This is a genomic window from Novilysobacter longmucuonensis, from assembly GCF_046600735.1.
GTDB classification, from domain to species: domain Bacteria; phylum Pseudomonadota; class Gammaproteobacteria; order Xanthomonadales; family Xanthomonadaceae; genus Novilysobacter_A; species Novilysobacter_A longmucuonensis.
The window spans coordinates 277,974-293,006 of the sequence record NZ_JBJMAW010000003.1; the positions used below are offsets into that span (position 1 = coordinate 277,974).

The 15,033-nt window shown below is 68.2% G+C and carries 13 protein-coding genes; 5 read left to right on the plus strand and 8 right to left on the minus strand.

All coding sequences use genetic code 11. From position 1 onward, the window contains the following. Window positions 1-144: 144 nt before the first annotated feature. The 4 genes from rlmM to ACJQWM_RS05295 all read right to left on the minus strand — a co-directional run bounded on the left by rlmM (window position 145) and on the right by ACJQWM_RS05295 (window position 4,226). Window positions 145-1,215 (minus strand): 23S rRNA (cytidine(2498)-2'-O)-methyltransferase RlmM, encoded by a 1,071-nt coding sequence (gene rlmM, locus ACJQWM_RS05280; protein ID WP_332702509.1) that lies wholly within the window; start codon window positions 1,213-1,215, stop codon window positions 145-147. Window positions 1,216-1,351: 136 nt separating this feature from the next. After that, complete coding sequence (locus ACJQWM_RS05285; RefSeq protein WP_332702581.1) at window positions 1,352-1,927, minus strand: nucleoside deaminase; 576 nt, start codon at window positions 1,925-1,927, stop codon at window positions 1,352-1,354. A gap of 14 nt (window positions 1,928-1,941) precedes the next feature. After that, entirely contained in the window at window positions 1,942-2,250 is a 309-nt protein-coding gene (locus ACJQWM_RS05290) for a hypothetical protein (RefSeq protein ID WP_411306713.1), read from the minus strand. 215 nt (window positions 2,251-2,465) lie between these two features. Next, a complete protein-coding gene (locus ACJQWM_RS05295) occupies window positions 2,466-4,226 on the minus strand; it encodes a glutamine--tRNA ligase/YqeY domain fusion protein (RefSeq protein WP_332702507.1) in 1,761 nt (586 codons plus the stop codon). 165 nt (window positions 4,227-4,391) lie between these two features. On the opposite strand from ACJQWM_RS05295, the gene ACJQWM_RS05300 reads away from it, so the two are divergent. Continuing rightward, on the plus strand, window positions 4,392-4,667 hold the full coding sequence (locus ACJQWM_RS05300; protein ID WP_332702505.1) for a putative signal transducing protein: 276 nt from the start codon (window positions 4,392-4,394) through the stop codon (window positions 4,665-4,667). Between the two features lie 122 nt (window positions 4,668-4,789). Continuing rightward, window positions 4,790-5,464, plus strand: a complete 675-nt coding sequence (gene msrA / locus ACJQWM_RS05305; protein ID WP_332702503.1) for a peptide-methionine (S)-S-oxide reductase MsrA — start codon at window positions 4,790-4,792, stop codon at window positions 5,462-5,464. Between the two features lie 118 nt (window positions 5,465-5,582). On the opposite strand, the gene ACJQWM_RS05310 is transcribed toward msrA, so the two are convergent. From ACJQWM_RS05310 to ACJQWM_RS05325, 4 genes are all read right to left on the minus strand, one after another. Continuing rightward, window positions 5,583-6,500 carry a LysR substrate-binding domain-containing protein gene (locus tag ACJQWM_RS05310; protein WP_332702501.1) on the minus strand — a complete coding sequence of 306 codons (918 nt, stop codon included), beginning with the start codon at window positions 6,498-6,500 and terminating at the stop codon, window positions 5,583-5,585. A gap of 168 nt (window positions 6,501-6,668) precedes the next feature. Further along, window positions 6,669-8,258, minus strand: a complete 1,590-nt coding sequence (gene ahpF / locus ACJQWM_RS05315) for an alkyl hydroperoxide reductase subunit F (RefSeq protein ID WP_332702499.1) — start codon at window positions 8,256-8,258, stop codon at window positions 6,669-6,671. A gap of 260 nt (window positions 8,259-8,518) precedes the next feature. Beyond that, the gene (gene ahpC / locus ACJQWM_RS05320) at window positions 8,519-9,082 is read right to left on the minus strand and encodes an alkyl hydroperoxide reductase subunit C (RefSeq protein WP_332702497.1); all 564 of its coding nucleotides are present in this window, start codon (window positions 9,080-9,082) and stop codon (window positions 8,519-8,521) included. Between the two features lie 268 nt (window positions 9,083-9,350). Beyond that, window positions 9,351-10,232 (minus strand): alpha/beta hydrolase, encoded by an 882-nt coding sequence (locus tag ACJQWM_RS05325; RefSeq protein WP_332702495.1) that lies wholly within the window; start codon window positions 10,230-10,232, stop codon window positions 9,351-9,353. Window positions 10,233-10,370: 138 nt separating this feature from the next. Here ACJQWM_RS05325 and prmC point away from each other — a divergent pair, with 138 nt between their 5' ends. The 3 genes from prmC to ACJQWM_RS05340 all read left to right on the plus strand — a co-directional run bounded on the left by prmC (window position 10,371) and on the right by ACJQWM_RS05340 (window position 15,014). Further along, window positions 10,371-11,195 carry a peptide chain release factor N(5)-glutamine methyltransferase gene (gene prmC, locus ACJQWM_RS05330; RefSeq protein ID WP_332702579.1) on the plus strand — a complete coding sequence of 275 codons (825 nt, stop codon included), beginning with the start codon at window positions 10,371-10,373 and terminating at the stop codon, window positions 11,193-11,195. 239 nt (window positions 11,196-11,434) lie between these two features. Further along, complete coding sequence (pip, locus tag ACJQWM_RS05335) at window positions 11,435-12,376, plus strand: prolyl aminopeptidase (protein ID WP_332702493.1); 942 nt, start codon at window positions 11,435-11,437, stop codon at window positions 12,374-12,376. A gap of 241 nt (window positions 12,377-12,617) precedes the next feature. Continuing rightward, on the plus strand, window positions 12,618-15,014 hold the full coding sequence (locus tag ACJQWM_RS05340) for a glycosyltransferase (protein ID WP_332702491.1): 2,397 nt from the start codon (window positions 12,618-12,620) through the stop codon (window positions 15,012-15,014). The last annotated feature ends 19 nt before the right edge of the window (window positions 15,015-15,033 follow it).

A 15,033-nucleotide genomic window follows, 5' to 3' on the forward strand; every position in this document is an offset into this window, starting at 1 on the left:
GCTGCGTGTGCCGGCGAACCTGCGGTCTTTGTAGGAGCTGCGACCGCGCAGGCTCCCGTGGCGCCGTCATCGCGACTCACGTCGCTCCTACCAAGGAGCCCGCGGCGTAGGCTGGGCTGACAAGCCCAGCAGCCGCGGCGTTGCTCAGGGCGCCGGCGTCGCAAACACGGTGATCTCCTCGCGGTCGTGGAACAGCTGCTTGGCACGCACGATCATCGGCTTGCGCGCGTGCTGCTCGAACAGGTCCAGGCAGAGCCGGGTTTCGTCCCAGCGCTTCTTCATCGGTAGCTTGAGGTTGAAGATCGCGTGGCGGCACCAGCCTTCGCGGAACCAGACCCCCATGCGTTCGGCGACGCGTCGGGGCTGCTCGACCATGTCGCAGACCATCCAGTCCAGCGGGGCCTTGGGCTGCCACTGGAATCCGTCGGCACGCAGGTGCTCGACGCGGCCGCTTTCCAGCAGTTGCGGCCGCAGCGGACCGTTGTCGATCGCGACCACGCGCAAGCCGTTGCGCATCAACACCCAGGTCCAGCCGCCGGGCGCGGCGCCGAGGTCGGCGGCGCGCATCTCGTCGCGCAGCATGCGTGCGCGCTCCTCGTCGTCGAGCAGGGTGAACAGCGCTTCTTCCAGCTTCAGCGCCGACCGGCTTGGCGCGTCGGCATGCATGCGCAGGCGCGGGATGCCCTGGGGCCATGGCGAGCTGTCACGGGTGTGGCCGGTGGCGAGCACCGCATGGTGGCCGCCGAGGAACACCACGTGCAGCCGCGGCCGGGTCGGGTCCTCGCTGCGGGCCAGCCATCCCGACTTGCGCAGCACCGGGCGCAGCGCGTTGCCGAAGCTGCGCGCCAGTCCGGCCAGCGGCTTGCCGGTGTCGGAGTCGGGGTGCTCGACCCAGAGGTCGCCGTAGGTGGTGTGGCCGTGCGCAGCGGCGTGCGCCTGCAGCGCCTGCACGATCGGAGTGATGCGGTCGGTCGCGTCGAGCCCCGGCAGGTCGGCCAGGCGCAGCAGTTTCTGGCGGGCGAAGATCAGCTGCGCGAACGGCAGCGCACGCCACAGCGCGGTGGCGTTGTCGCTGATGAACTCGACATAGCCGTCGCCGCGCTGGGTGCGCGCATAGCCGTGCAGCCCGAGCGCGCCGGCGCGTTCGGCCAGTTCGGCCGCCAACTCGGGCTCGAAGCCCGGTCGGCACCAGCAGAACAACGCGTCGGGAGTCATTCGGCCAGCCCCTGTAGGAGCGGCTTCAGCCGCGATGACGGTCGGGTGGAGACCGGTTCGGCCCCCGCTTTGGGGACTGCCCATGACGGGCACCGAAAACGTGCCCGCCCTACGCGATCCGGCGCGGTGCGCCGCATCAGTACGGCACGCCGCCGAGTTCGCCGTAGCGGGCGAGCACCGCACGCGCCTGCTCCCGGAGCAGGTCGCGCACGACCGCGATCCCGCGCTTTTCCAGTTCGCCGATCCAGTCGGCCGGCAGCGGGCCTTCGTCGAACTCGGTCAGCGCCTCGACGTCCTGGCTGCGCGCGCCGATCAGCAGCCGGTCGATGCCGGCCCACATCGTGGCGCCGTAGCACTGGCAGCATGGCTGCGCTGAGCTCGCCAGGGTGATCGGGCCGCAGGGCTCGTCGTCGTCGGTCCGGTTGAGGCGCGGGCGCTGGGTGCGCTGCTGGGCGAGCATGTAGGCCATCGCCTCGGCATGCGCGAGCGAGCACGCCTGCGGCCGCACCCGGTTGACGCCGATGGCGATGATGCGGTCGCCGGCGCCGAACACCACCGCGCCGAACGGCCCGCCGCTGTGCGCCTCGATATTCCGCCGCGACAGGTCGATCGCCAGTGCCACCTTGGCCTCGTCGCCGGGGTAGGTCCGTGCGGTGTCGACCGCGTCATGGACCCACGCCGGCAGGGTCAGGTGGATCTGTGAATGCACCATCTGCGCGTTGGCCATCAATGCACGACCGCCGCGTTGCTGCCTTCGCACTCGCCCTGCACGCACTGGCAACTGCTGATCGCCGGGAAACCACAGGTCGAGACCATGCCCTGCGCGGCGCAGCGTGCCTGTACGCCGGCCGGATCGGTCGGGCTGTCGACGTTGACGCAGGCCGGATATTCGCCGCAGCAGTTGCCGACGTTCTTGATGGTGCAGTCGGCATCGCGGTGGCAGCTGCGGTCGAGCGTCACGCCTGCGTCGCCGGGCGCGGTTTGCGGCGGTGCGGGCTGCTCGGGCGCGACCTGGGGAGGCAGGGGGTCGCTCATCGGCGGCGCCTGGCGACCGGGAGGTGTGCTGGCCTCGGCCGGCGCGCCGGACGCAGGCAGGTGCGCGCGCGCGGCGTCGCCATCGCCCTGCATGGGCGCGGTGCAGGCAGCCAGCGCGAGCAGGCAGGTCGAGATCGACAACACGAACAGACGGCGCAGGGACAGACGGTACATGGCCGGACGGTACATGGCATGTCTCCGGAGTGGTTGGATCCTCAAGCCTTGCTCGCCCAGGTGTCACGCAAGGTGACGCTGCGGTTGAACACCGGCGCGCCCGGGCTGTAATCGCGGCGGTCGGCCACAAAATACCCGAGCCGCTCGAACTGCAACGCCTGCTCGGGCGCGACCTCGGCCGCGGACGGCTCGACATAGCCGGTGACGATGCGGCGCGACTCCGGATTGAGATGGTCCTGGTAGGTCTTGCCGTCGCCGGTGTCGTCGGGGTCGGCCACCGAGAACAACCGGTCATACAGGCGGATCTCGGCGGCGACCGCATGGCGCGCGCTGACCCAGTGGATCGTGCCCTTGATCTTGCGGTTGGCGCCTTCCATGCCGGGTCGGGACTCGGGATCGAGCTCGCCGCGCAGCTCGACCACCACGCCATCGGAGTCCTTGACGACCTCGTCGCAGCGGAAGATGCCGGCGCCGCGCAGGCGCACCTCGCCCCCGGGGACCAGGCGCTTGAAGCCCTTCGGCGGCACCTCGGCGAAATCCTCGCGCTCGATCCACAGCTCGCCCGAGAACGGCACATCGCGCGAGCCAAAGCTCTCGTCCTTGGGGTGGTTGGGGAACCTCAGTGATTCCTCGTGTCCGGCGTCGAGGTTGGTGATGACCAGCCTGAGCGGTTCGACCACCGCCATGCGGCGCGCGGCCGCGGCGTCAAGGTCCTCGCGCAGGCAACCCTCCAGCACCGAGAAGTCGATCAGCGAGTTCTGCTTGCTTACGCCCAGGCGTTCGGCAAACAGGCGCAGCGATGCCGGGGTATAGCCGCGGCGGCGGATGCCCTGCAGGGTCGGCATGCGCGGGTCGTCCCAGCCGTCGACCAGCCCGGCCTGCACCAGCGCGGCGAGCTTGCGCTTGCTCATCACCGTGTAGTTGAGGTTGAACCGCGAGAACTCGATCTGGCGCGGCTTGCTGGCCTCCAGCGGCAGCCCCCTGGCGGCCAGCGGCGCCAGCAGCTCGGGGCTGTGGGCGAGGTCGACCTTGTCCACGCACCAGTCGTACAGCGGCCGATGATCCTCGAACTCCAGCGTGCACAGCGAGTGGGTGATGCCCTCGATCGCATCGCTGAGCGCGTGCGCGAAGTCGTACATCGGGTAGATCGGCCAGGCATCGCCGGTGTTCTGGTGCGCGACCTGCTTGATCCGGTACAGCGCCGGATCGCGCATGTTGATGTTGCCGCTGGCCATGTCGATTCTGGCGCGCAGGGTGTGGCTGCCGTCGGCGAACTCGCCCGCCCGCATGCGCCGGAACAGGGCGAGGCTGTCCTCGGCGCTGCGCTCGCGGAACGGCGAGGGCCGGCCCGGCTCGGTCAGGGTGCCGCGGTACTCGCGGATCTGCTCGGCGCTCAGGTCGCAGACGAACGCATCGCCCTGGCGGATCAGTTTTTCCGCGGCCAGGTAGAACACCTCGAAATAGTCGGAGGCATGGCGCAGCTCGTGCCAGTCGAAGCCGAGCCAGCGCACGTCCTGCTGGATCGCGGCGGCGTACTCGGGGTCTTCCTTGGCCGGGTTGGTGTCGTCCAGGCGCAGGTTGCAGGCGCCGCCGAATTCGCCGGAAAGCCCGAAGTTCAGGCAGATCGCCTTGGCGTGGCCCAGGTGCAGGTAGCCGTTGGGCTCGGGCGGGAAGCGCGTCTTGATCGCGTCGTGCTTTCCGCTGGCGAGATCGTCACGAACGATTTGCCGTATGAAGTCCTGGCGTGCCGGGGGAGCGACGATGGGGTTCTCGGTGACGGAGGGCGGGGGCGTTGCGGACATGCGGCACGACACGGCGGGGGACGAACGCGCAGTTTAGCCGGTGGGGATGGGCCCCGCGGTTGAAAGCCGGGAGCCCACCCCCTCCAGCCCCCGACGGTTTCACCAGGGCAGGGGCGGGCGCCGCCTTCGCAAGCCCAACATTGCCCCCGGCGTATGCTCATCGCGATGAGAACCGTGTACGACGCCGCCAACCTGATCGACGCCCACCTCGTGCGCCATGCGCTGGAGGACGCCGACATTCCGGTGTTCCTCAAGGGCGAGGCGCTGGTCGGCGGCATGGGCGAGCTGCCGCTGTTCGGCGTGGTGCAGGTCTGCGTGCCCGAGTCGGCGGTGCCGAAGGCGCGCGAGGTGGTGGACGCGCTGGGCTTCGGCACGCCGGCCGCGCGAGACGAGGAATCACCGGATGCCGGGGTGTTTCCATCCGGCGCGCCGCGATCTTGATGGTAGGAGCGGCTTCAGCCGCGATCGGGAACGGTTCGCGCGCGCCGACTTCGGATCGCGGCTGAAGCCGCTCCTACAGAGGACCGCTTCCAGGAACCCACGACAACACCAGGAGACCCCCCATGCTCGGTATCGGAGCCTTCAAACAACGCCTGCCGCAGCCGGACGCGGCATTGCCTGGTCGCGCCGACGAAATGCGGCTGCGTCGCAACGCCCACCACGTCCACGGCCGGCCGCTGCGCGATGCATTTGCCGGTCTGGCGCAGGTGCAGTTCGGCATGGGTTGTTTCTGGGGCGCCGAGCGCCTGTTCTGGTCGATTCCGGGGGTGTTCACCACCGCGGTCGGATACGCCGGCGGCTATACGCCCAACCCGACCTACCGCGAGGTCTGCAGCGGCGAAACCGGGCACACCGAGGCGGTGCTGGTGGTCTACGATCCCGCCGAGATCGCCTTCGAGACGCTGCTGCGGACGTTCTGGGAAGGCCATGATCCGACCCAGGGCATGCGCCAGGGCAACGATACCGGCACCCAATACCGCTCGGTGATCCATTGCGACACTGAGGCGCAGCACCGCGCGGCATTAAACAGCCGCGATGCGTTCCAGGCGCGGCTGCGCGCCGCCGGCGTGGGCGAGATCACCACCGAGATCGTCTATCCGGCGCCAAAGTTCTATTACGCCGAGGACGAGCACCAGCAGTACCTGTCGAAGAACCCGGGCGGCTACTGCGGCTTGGGCGGGACTGGCGTGAGCTGCCCGATCGGCGCGGCGGTTCCGGCCCAGTCTACGCAGCCGTAGGAGCGGCTTCAGCCGCGATGCCTTTGGTCCGGGATGGTCGCTGGCGCGCCGGGGAGGCGATCGTCGCGATCGGCCGGGGCGTGGGATAACCCGTTCTGGCTCGCGGCTGAAGCCGCTCCTACAGGGGGTTGATGGGCGGCTGCAGCAGGGCGGGGGGCAGCTGGCGGAACTGCTCGGCCAGTTGCCGCAGGAAGCCATCCATCGCCGAGCTCTTGCGCCAGACCATCGCGATCTGCCGGTGCGGCGGCTGGCCGCGGAACGGGATCAGCGCGAGGTCCGGCGAGGCCGGCATTGGCGGCTGCACCGCCAGCACCGGCAGCAAAGTGATGCCGACGCCGGCGGCGACCATCTGCCGCAGGGTTTCCAGGCTGGTCGCGCGGAAGCCGTCGCGCTCGTTGGCGCCGGCCAGGCGGCAGACATCGAGGGCCTGGTCGCGCAGGCAATGGCCTTCCTCCAGCAGCAGCAGGTGCTGGTCGTCGAGTTCGCCCAGGGCCAGTGATGCCTGCCGCGCCATCGCATGCTGGCGCGGCACCGCGAGCAGGAACGGCTCGTCGAACAACGGCTCAATGTGCAATTGCTCGTCATGGATAGGCAGGGCGAGGATGCCGGCATCGAGCTGACCATCGCGCAGCCGCGCGAGGATCTGGTCGGTCTTCTCCTCCACCAGCAGCAGCTCCAGCCGCGCGAAGCGCTGGCGCACGCCAGGCAGCACGTGCGGCAGCAGGTACGGCGCCAGGGTCGGGAACAGCCCCAGCTTGACCGTGCCGGCCTCGGGGTCCTGGCTGCGGCGGGCGATCTCGGCCATCTGCTCGACCTCCGCGATCACCCGGCGCGCACGCTGGGCGATGTCCAGCCCGATCGGGGTCAGCATCACCCGCCGCGGCGCGCGCTCGACCAGCGATACCCCCAGCTCGTCCTCGAGCTTCCGGATCTGGGTCGACAGGGTCGGCTGACTGACGAAGCTGGCCGCGGCCGCGCGGCCGAAGTGCTTGTGCTCGGCCAGGGCCACCAGGTACTTGAGGTCGCGCAGGTTCATATGGGCGTCCCACGGTGAGGCGACTCTTGCTTCTGCACTTATCCGGCTTGCGGGAGAAGGTGCCCGAAGGGCGGATGAGGACGCTTTTCGGCGACTTGCGCCGCACGCCGGCTGTCGCGTGCCCTCACCCCAGCCCTCTCCCGCAAACAGCGGGAGAGGGGGCAACACTCATGCCGCAGCCGCCTGTTCCGCCGGCGCCGAGCTGCGGATCAGATGGTCGAACGCGCTCAGCGCGGCGGTCGAACCGGCGCCCATTGCCACCACGATCTGCTTGTAGGGCACCGTGGTGGCATCGCCGGCGGCGAACACGCCCGGCATCGAGGTCTGGCCGCGCTCATCGATCACGATCTCGCCGCGCGGCGACAGCTCGATCGCACCCTTGAGCCACTCGGTATTGGGCAGCAGCCCGATCTGCACGAACACCCCTTCCAGCGCGATCGTGTGGCTCTCGCCACTGCTGCGGTCGCGGTAGACCAGTTCATTGACCTTGTGGCCGTCGCCGAGCACTTCGGTGGTCTGCGCGCTGACGATGACGTCGACGTTGGGCAGGCTGCGCAGCTTGCGCTGCAGCACCTCGTCGGCGCGCAGCTGGCTGTCGAATTCGATCAGGGTGACGTGGGCGACGATGCCGGCCAGGTCAATGGCCGCCTCGACCCCGGAATTTCCACCGCCGATAACCGCCACGCGCTTGCCCTTGAACAGCGGCCCGTCGCAGTGCGGGCAGTAGGCCACGCCCTTGTTGCGGTACTGGTCCTCGCCGGGCACGCCCATTTGCCGCCAGCGCGCGCCGGTGGACAACACCACCGACTTGGACTTCAGCGAGGCGCCGTTGGCCAGTTGCACCTCGACCAGGCCATCGCTGCCGGCACTGGCCGGCACCAGTTTCTGCGCACGCTGCAGGTTCATGATGTCGACGTCGTACTCGCGCACGTGCTGCTCCAGCGCGGTGGCGAACTGGGGGCCCTCGGTGTACTGCACCGAGACGAAGTTCTCGATCGCCATCGTGTCCAGCACCTGGCCGCCGAAGCGCTCGGCGGCGATGCCGGTGCGGATGCCCTTGCGCGCGGCATAGATCGCCGCGGCCGCGCCGGCGGGGCCGCCGCCGATCACGAGCACGTCGAACGCCTCCTTGGCGCGGAGCTTCTCCGCGTCGCGCTTCTCGGTGCCGCGGTCGATGCGGGCGACGATCTGCTCCAGGCTCATCCGGCCCTGGTCGAACACCTCGCCGTTGAGGAACACGGTCGGCACCGACATCACCTGGCGCGCGTCGACCTCGTCCTGGAACAGCGCGCCGTCGATCGCGACGTGCTCGATGCGCGGGTTCAGCACGCTCATCAGGTTCAGCGCCTGCACCACGTCGGGGCAGCTCTGGCACGACAGCGAGTAGTAGGTCTCGAACCGATAGTCGCCGTCGAGCCCCTGGACCTGCTCGATCACATCCTGCGCGGCCTTGGACGGATGGCCGCCGACCTGCAGCAGGGCGAGCACCAGCGAGGTGAACTCATGGCCCATCGGGATGCCGGCAAAACGCACGCCGATATCGGTGCCGAGCCGGTTGATCGCGAACGAAGGCTTGCGCACGTCGTCCCCGTCACGGCGGACCAGGGTGATCTTGTCGGACATCGAGGCGATGTCGTGCAGCAGCACGTCGAGCTCCTGCGACTTCTCGCCCTCCTCGAGGGACGCCACGATCTCGATCGGGTGCGTGACCTTTTCGAGGTAGGTTTTGAGTTGGGTCTTGAGCGTGTCGTCGAGCATGGTCACGGCTCCAAACAGAAGGGGGAGGGAAGCGGAGGACACTTGCAGAAGCGGCCCGGGCCAGGGGAGGGAGCCGATGGGGAAATCGGCGCCGCCCGGGCCGCTGATGCAAACATCCGCGCTTTCGGCATGCGCGCGTTTGCTGCGCTGTTGCTTGCTGCGCGGGCTTTTTGCTGCGGCGGTACTGCGGTCGGGACAGCGGGCGCCGCGGGGGAATCCGGGCGCGGACGCCCGGGTTCCAGTGCCTTGCGGCGGCCTGATCAGATCTTGCCGACCAGGTCCAGCGACGGGGCGAGGGTCTTCTCGCCTTCCTTCCACTTGGCCGGGCAGACCTCGTTGGGATGCGCGGCGACGTACTGCGCCGCCTTGACCTTGCGCAGCAGCTCGGAGGCGTCACGGCCGATGCCGCCGGCGTTGATCTCGATGATCTGGATCTTGCCGTCCGGGTCGATGACGAAGGTGCCGCGATCGGCCAGGCCGACCTCCTCGATCATCACCTCGAAGTTGCGGCTGACCAGCCCGGTCGGGTCGCCGATCATCGTGTACTGGATCTTCTTGATCGCCTCGGAGGTGTCGTGCCAGGCCTTGTGGGCGAAATGGGTATCGGTGGAGACGCTGTAGATCTCCGCGCCCAGCTTCTGGAACTCGGCATAGTTCTCGGCCAGGTCCTCAAGTTCGGTCGGGCAGACGAAGGTGAAATCGGCCGGGTAGAAGAACACCACCGACCATTTGCCTTTCAGGTCGGCCTCGGACACTTCAAAGAACTTGCCGTTCTTGAATGCCTGCGCCTTGAACGGCTTGATTTCGGTATTGATCAAAGACATTTCGATGGTCCTCTGGGTTGGGAGTGGAAATCGGGAATGGCCATCCTAGAGTTGCCTATCGTTTTGATCAAATCGATTGATACAATTGAAACGATAGGTCTAGGCTATGAATTGCGGTCCGGGCGAAGGCCTTCTGCTTCTTCAGCCGCGCGTATTTCCCTTCTCCCGCTGCGGCGCCCGAAGGCTGTGCAGAGCTGAAAAGGTGCCCGAAGGGCGGATGAGGGCGCGCGACAACCCGGCAGCCGACGCAAGCCGGTTCCGCGTGCCCTTACCCCTGCCCGCTCGCCGGCTGGCCGGCCGCCTCCGCCGCCCGGATGAATCCCAGCACCGCCGGCAGCACCGCCGGCGCGCGCTGCGGCTGGTACAAGCCGAGAAGCGTTGTGCTGTGACCCGCATCCGGCAGGACCAGCAGTTCGGCCGCCACCCCGTGCTCGCGCAGCTTCCCGGCCATCTGCACGCTGTCGCGCGCCTCCACCACGCCATCGTCGGCGCCATGGATCAGCAGGAACGGCGGCTCGTCGCCATCGACATGGTTGATCGCCTGCGCCTGCGGCCACTGCGCCGGCGGGCCGAAGACCTTGCGATAGCGGCCACTGATCACGAAATCGTACGGCCCCGACAACCCGACCACGCCCGCGATGTCGGCCAGTTCGAGCCCGTGCCTGTCCAGATAGCGCCCGTCGCTGCCGAGCAGGCCGGCAATCTGCGCACCGGCGGAATGCCCGGCGATGAACAACTGCCGCGGTTCGCCGCCGTACTCCTGGGCGTGCTCGCGCGCCCAGGCCACTGCTCGTGCGGCGTCGTCCATGAAGCCCGGAAATTCCGCATCGGGCCAGGTGCGGTAGTCGGCGACGATCGCGAGCACGCCGTTGCGGGCCAGGCGCCGGGCGACGAACCGGTACTGCCCGCGCTCGCCGCGCTGCCAGTTCCCGCCGTAGAAGAACACCACCACCGGCGAAGTACCGGCGCCCGCGCGTTGCGGCCGGTAGACATCCAGCGCCAGCCCGAGTTCGGGTGCATAGGTGACGGTGGTCTCGGGCGGCTCCAGTCCGCCGTTGGCGAAGCCGAACAGCAGGCTCTCGCAGCCGGTGGTGAACACGGCGGCCACCGCCAGCGTCGAGCCGGCCAGTACGTTTCGCAGGGATCGCATGCAGCGATGATGGAGCGCCGCGGGTGAGGCCGATGTCCTCGCAGGGGTCGGCCTCGCCGGCCGTGGCCTCGCCGGGTAGGATGCGCGCTGATGCGGCAGCGCGCCGCATCGAGACTCGTACAGGGTGGCCGCGGCGCAATGATCCGGATAGATGCAGTGCTGCGCGCGACGCGCGAGCGGATCGACAGCGCCGATGCCGAACTGCTGCTCGGCCACGCGCTGCAGCGGCCCCGCAGCTGGCTGTTCGCGCATGGCGACGAGTCGATACCGGAGGCGGCGCAGGCCCGGTTCGAGGACTTGCTCGCCCGGCGCATCGCCGGCGAGCCGGTGGCCTACCTGACCGGCCGCCGCGGCTTCTGGCGCCTGGAGTTGCAGGTCACGCCGGCCACGCTGATCCCGCGGGCCGAGACCGAACTTCTGGTGGAGCTGGCGCTGGCGCGATTGCCCGATGGCGCCCGGTCGCGGGTGGCCGATCTGGGTACCGGCAGCGGCGCCATCGCGCTGGCGCTGGCGCTCGAGCGGCCGGCCGCGCGGGTGGTCGCTACCGACGCCAGCAGCGCCGCCGTGGCGATCGCCCGCGACAACGCCCGTTCGCTGGGCGCGACCAATGTCGAGCTGCGCCACGGCGACTGGTTCACGCCGTTGGCCGGTGAGTGCTTTGACCTGATCGCCAGCAATCCGCCTTACATCGCCGAGGCCGACACGCATCTGCGCGAGGGCGACCTGCGGCATGAACCGCGCACGGCGCTGGTCTCGGGCATCGACGGACTCGATGCGATCCGCGCGATCAGCCGCGGCGCACCGGCGCACCTGGTGCCTGGCGGTTGGCTGCTGATCGAGCATGGCTGGGAGCAGGGCGCCGCGGTACGTGCGCTGCTGAACGCGGCCGGCTTGATCGATATCCGGACCGACCGCGACCTGGAGCAGCGCGAGCGCATCACTTCGGGCCGACGCAGACCATGACACCGTGCTACAGGGCCCGGAACGCCCGCGACACGTAGGGCCGAGCTTGCCGGATTGCGCTCGCATCGGTCGCGCAGATGCAGCGGAGCAAGCTCCGCTCTACGAAAGGCCCGGCTGGTCCGGCAACCGTAGAGCCGAGCTTGCTCGGCTGCGCGCCGCGCCCCGGTGCAGCGGCCATCAAGGCTGCCATCCACGGCACCCCTCGCTACACTCGAGCCAATGCTTCCGCAGGAGTCCGCATGCGCACGCTTTATCCCGAGATCCAGCCCTACGACACCGGCCTGCTGAAGGTCGATGACCGCCATACGCTCTATTACGAGCAGTCCGGCAACCCCGACGGCAAGCCGGTGGTGCTGCTGCACGGCGGCCCCGGCGGCGGCTGTAACGGCAAGATGCGGCGTTTCCACGACCCGGCCAAGTACCGCATCGTACTGTTCGACCAGCGCGGCAGCGGGCGCTCGACCCCGCATGCGGATCTGGTCGACAACACCACCTGGCATCTGGTGGCCGATATCGAAACGCTGCGCGAAACGCTCGGCATCGGTCGCTGGCAGGTGTTCGGCGGCTCGTGGGGTTCGACCCTGGCGCTGGCCTACGCGCAGACCCATCCGCAACGCGTCACCGAGCTGGTGCTGCGCGGGATCTTCATGCTGCGTCGCTGGGAGCTGGAGTGGTTCTACCAGGAGGGTGCTTCGCGCCTGTTCCCCGACGCGTGGGAGCACTACATCCGTGCGATCCCTGAAAACGAGCGCCACGACCTGATCGACGCGTTCCATCGCCGCCTGACCTCCGACGACGAAGCCACACGCCTGGACGCCGCGCGCGCCTGGAGCGTCTGGGAAGGCGCGACCAGCTTCCTGCACATCGACGAGGATTTCGCCAGCAGCCACGCCGACCCGCACTTCGCGCTCGCGTTCGCGCGGATCGAGAACCACTACTTCGTCAACGGCGGCTTCTTCGAGTGCGACGACCAACTGCTGCGCGACGCGCACAGGATCGCCGACATTCCCGGCGTCATGGTGCACGGCCGCTATGACGTTGTGTGCCCGGTGACCAATGCCTGGGACCTGAAGAAGGTCTGGCCCAAGGGCGAACTGATCATCACGCCCGCCTCGGGCCATTCGGCATTCGAGGCCGAGAACGTCAACGCGCTGGTGCGGGCGACCGACCGATTTGCGTAGCCGGTACCGGCTCGGTCCAGCGCTCAACGTCAAAATACCGGCGGGGCCGCAATCACGGTCGACCTGATCGCGCGACCGCGTCAATGACCCGTCAGTTCGGCTGAATTATTCAGCGAAAACGCGTGAAGCGAGCCTTTGCGCGAGGCTGGTTGGCCCGACTGCGGACGCGTTGTGTAGTTGAGGAACGGTCCTTGCACCACTGCTGCTGACTCGGCACACGATCAGGCGGCAGGTGATATCGATGTGGTTCCCAACAGCCGGCGGCGTTGCTCTGGCCCCGATGCAGCAGTTGCTTGTGCGGGGGGCGGGCAATGGCCGGGGCGATTACGAATCGACAGGCGACGACCCGCAGTTCGACGTGCGCCCCGACGGCGGCTTCTCGGTGCTGCCACCGGGTTGGTACCGGCTGTCGGTGCAATTGGTTCCTACCGAGGGGCAGATCATCGAGCCCTGCCTGTACCCGGACTACGGCGAGGGCGCATCGGAAACCACTCGCATCGACCTGCCGGAGCCGGACGCGGCCGGACTGCTGAATTGCGTGGTGCTGATCAGGGCCACCCTGCGCACGTTGCGCTTTGATCCGACCGTCGAGCGGGCACGGTTCACCCTGACGGCGCCGACGTTTAGCCGGATCTCACCGTGGCGCGCGGCAGGGGCAATGCTGCGTGGCATCCAGGCCGCCAGCGGCTGCACATTGCTGGGAGAAACGCTACCGGCCGCAGCAGGTTTTGCGCGGCGGTTCGCGCGGTGCGGCTTCGCCGCGGCAGCCGATCTCCTGATCGAGCGATATGTTTCCAGCTTCCGCCGCGATCGCCGCGACTATCAGCACTGGATTGCCCTGTTCGATAGTTATAGTCCGGCGCGCCTGGAGCAGGGCCGCTCGCGCGCCGCGGCGCTGGCCAGTCTACCGTTGATCTCGATCGTCCTGCCGGTGCACGACACGCCGGTGGAATTCCTGCGGCGTTGCATCGACAGCGTGCTGGCGCAGACGTTCGTGCGTTGGCAGCTGTGCATCGCCGATGACGCGTCATCGGGCGCGGTGCGGCGCGTATTGCGCGAGTACGCCGAACGCGATCGGCGGATCCAACTGCATCTGCGCGATCGCCACGGACATATCTGCGAGACCACCAACGATGCGTTGGAGAGGGCGCAGGGCCAATACACCGGCTTTCTCGACCACGACGACGAACTCGCGCCGGACGCACTGTTCGAGGTCGCGAAGGCGCTGGTGGCCAGCCCCGACGCGCGACTGGTGTATTCCGACGAGGACAAGATCGATCGTTCCGGCCGGCGCTTCGATCCCAACTTCAAGCCGGCGTGGAACCCCGACCTGCTGCGGGCACAAAACTACATCTGCCACTTCGCGGTGTTCGAAACCGCGCTGGTCAGGTCGTTGGGCGGGCTGCGGCCGGGCTTTGAGGGTGCGCAGGATCACGACTTGCTGCTGCGTTGTATCGAGAAGCTGCGGGCCGACCAGATCGTCCATGTTCCAAAGGTGCTGTACCACTGGCGCGCCATTCCAGGCTCGACCGCACTGGGCGGAGGTCAGAAGCGGTACGCGCTGGAGGCCGGACGCCGCGCGGTGGAAGAGCACCTGGCCAGGACAGGCGTTGTGGCGACGGTGGAGGCAATGCCGAGCGGCTATTACAAGGTCGTCCGGGCGGTGGCTTCACCGCAGCCCACAGCCACGATCGTCATACCAACGCGCGACCGTAGGGACCTGCTCGAGCCCTGCATCCGCAGCATCGTCGACCGGACGCGCTACGCCAGCTACGACATCGTCGTGGTCGACAACGGCTCGGCGGACCCCGACGCACGCGACTACCTGGACCAGTTGCAAATGCAGCCACGCATAACCGTGCTGGACCACCCTGCGCCCTTCAATTTTTCCGCAGTGGTCAATCACGGCGCCCGCCACGCCACTGGCGAGGTGCTGTGCATCCTCAACAACGATGTCGAAGTGATCAGCGAAGGCTGGTTGCACGAGATGGTGGCGCAGGCCACGCGACCCGACATCGGCGTGGTTGGAGCGATGCTCTACTACCCCGACGACACCATCCAGCATGCCGGTGTGGTGCTGGGTATCGGCGGCGTCGCCGGGCACATCCACGGCCGCCTGCACCGCGGTGACGGCGGGTACCTCGGCCGCGCTGGCATTACCCACAACGTCGCTGCCGTCACCGCGGCATGCATGGCCGTGCGCCGCCGCGTCTTCGACCGAGTCGGCGGGTTCGACGAAGGCCTGCCGGTCGCCTTCAACGATGTCGACTTCTGCATCCGGGTAAGCCAGCTGGGTTACTTCAACCTGTGGACGCCGCACGCGGAGCTGTACCACCACGAATCAGCCACGCGGGGACTGGAAGACACCCCCGAAAAGCGCGCACGTTTCGCCTCCGAGCTGGAACAGATGAAGCGCCGATGGGGTGGCGTGCTGCAACACGACCCCGCCTACAACCCGAACCTCTCGCTGGAAGGCCTGCATTTCGAGCTGGCATTCCCCCCACGATCCCGCAGCGGGCGATGCCATGCGCCTACGGCCACTACCAACACCCAACGGTCTCCCCATGATCTATCTGATGCGGCACGTCGCCGAAAACTTCAAACGCCCCGCCCATGGGATGCGCGCCGACTGGCTTGAGCATCAATGTTACGGCAAG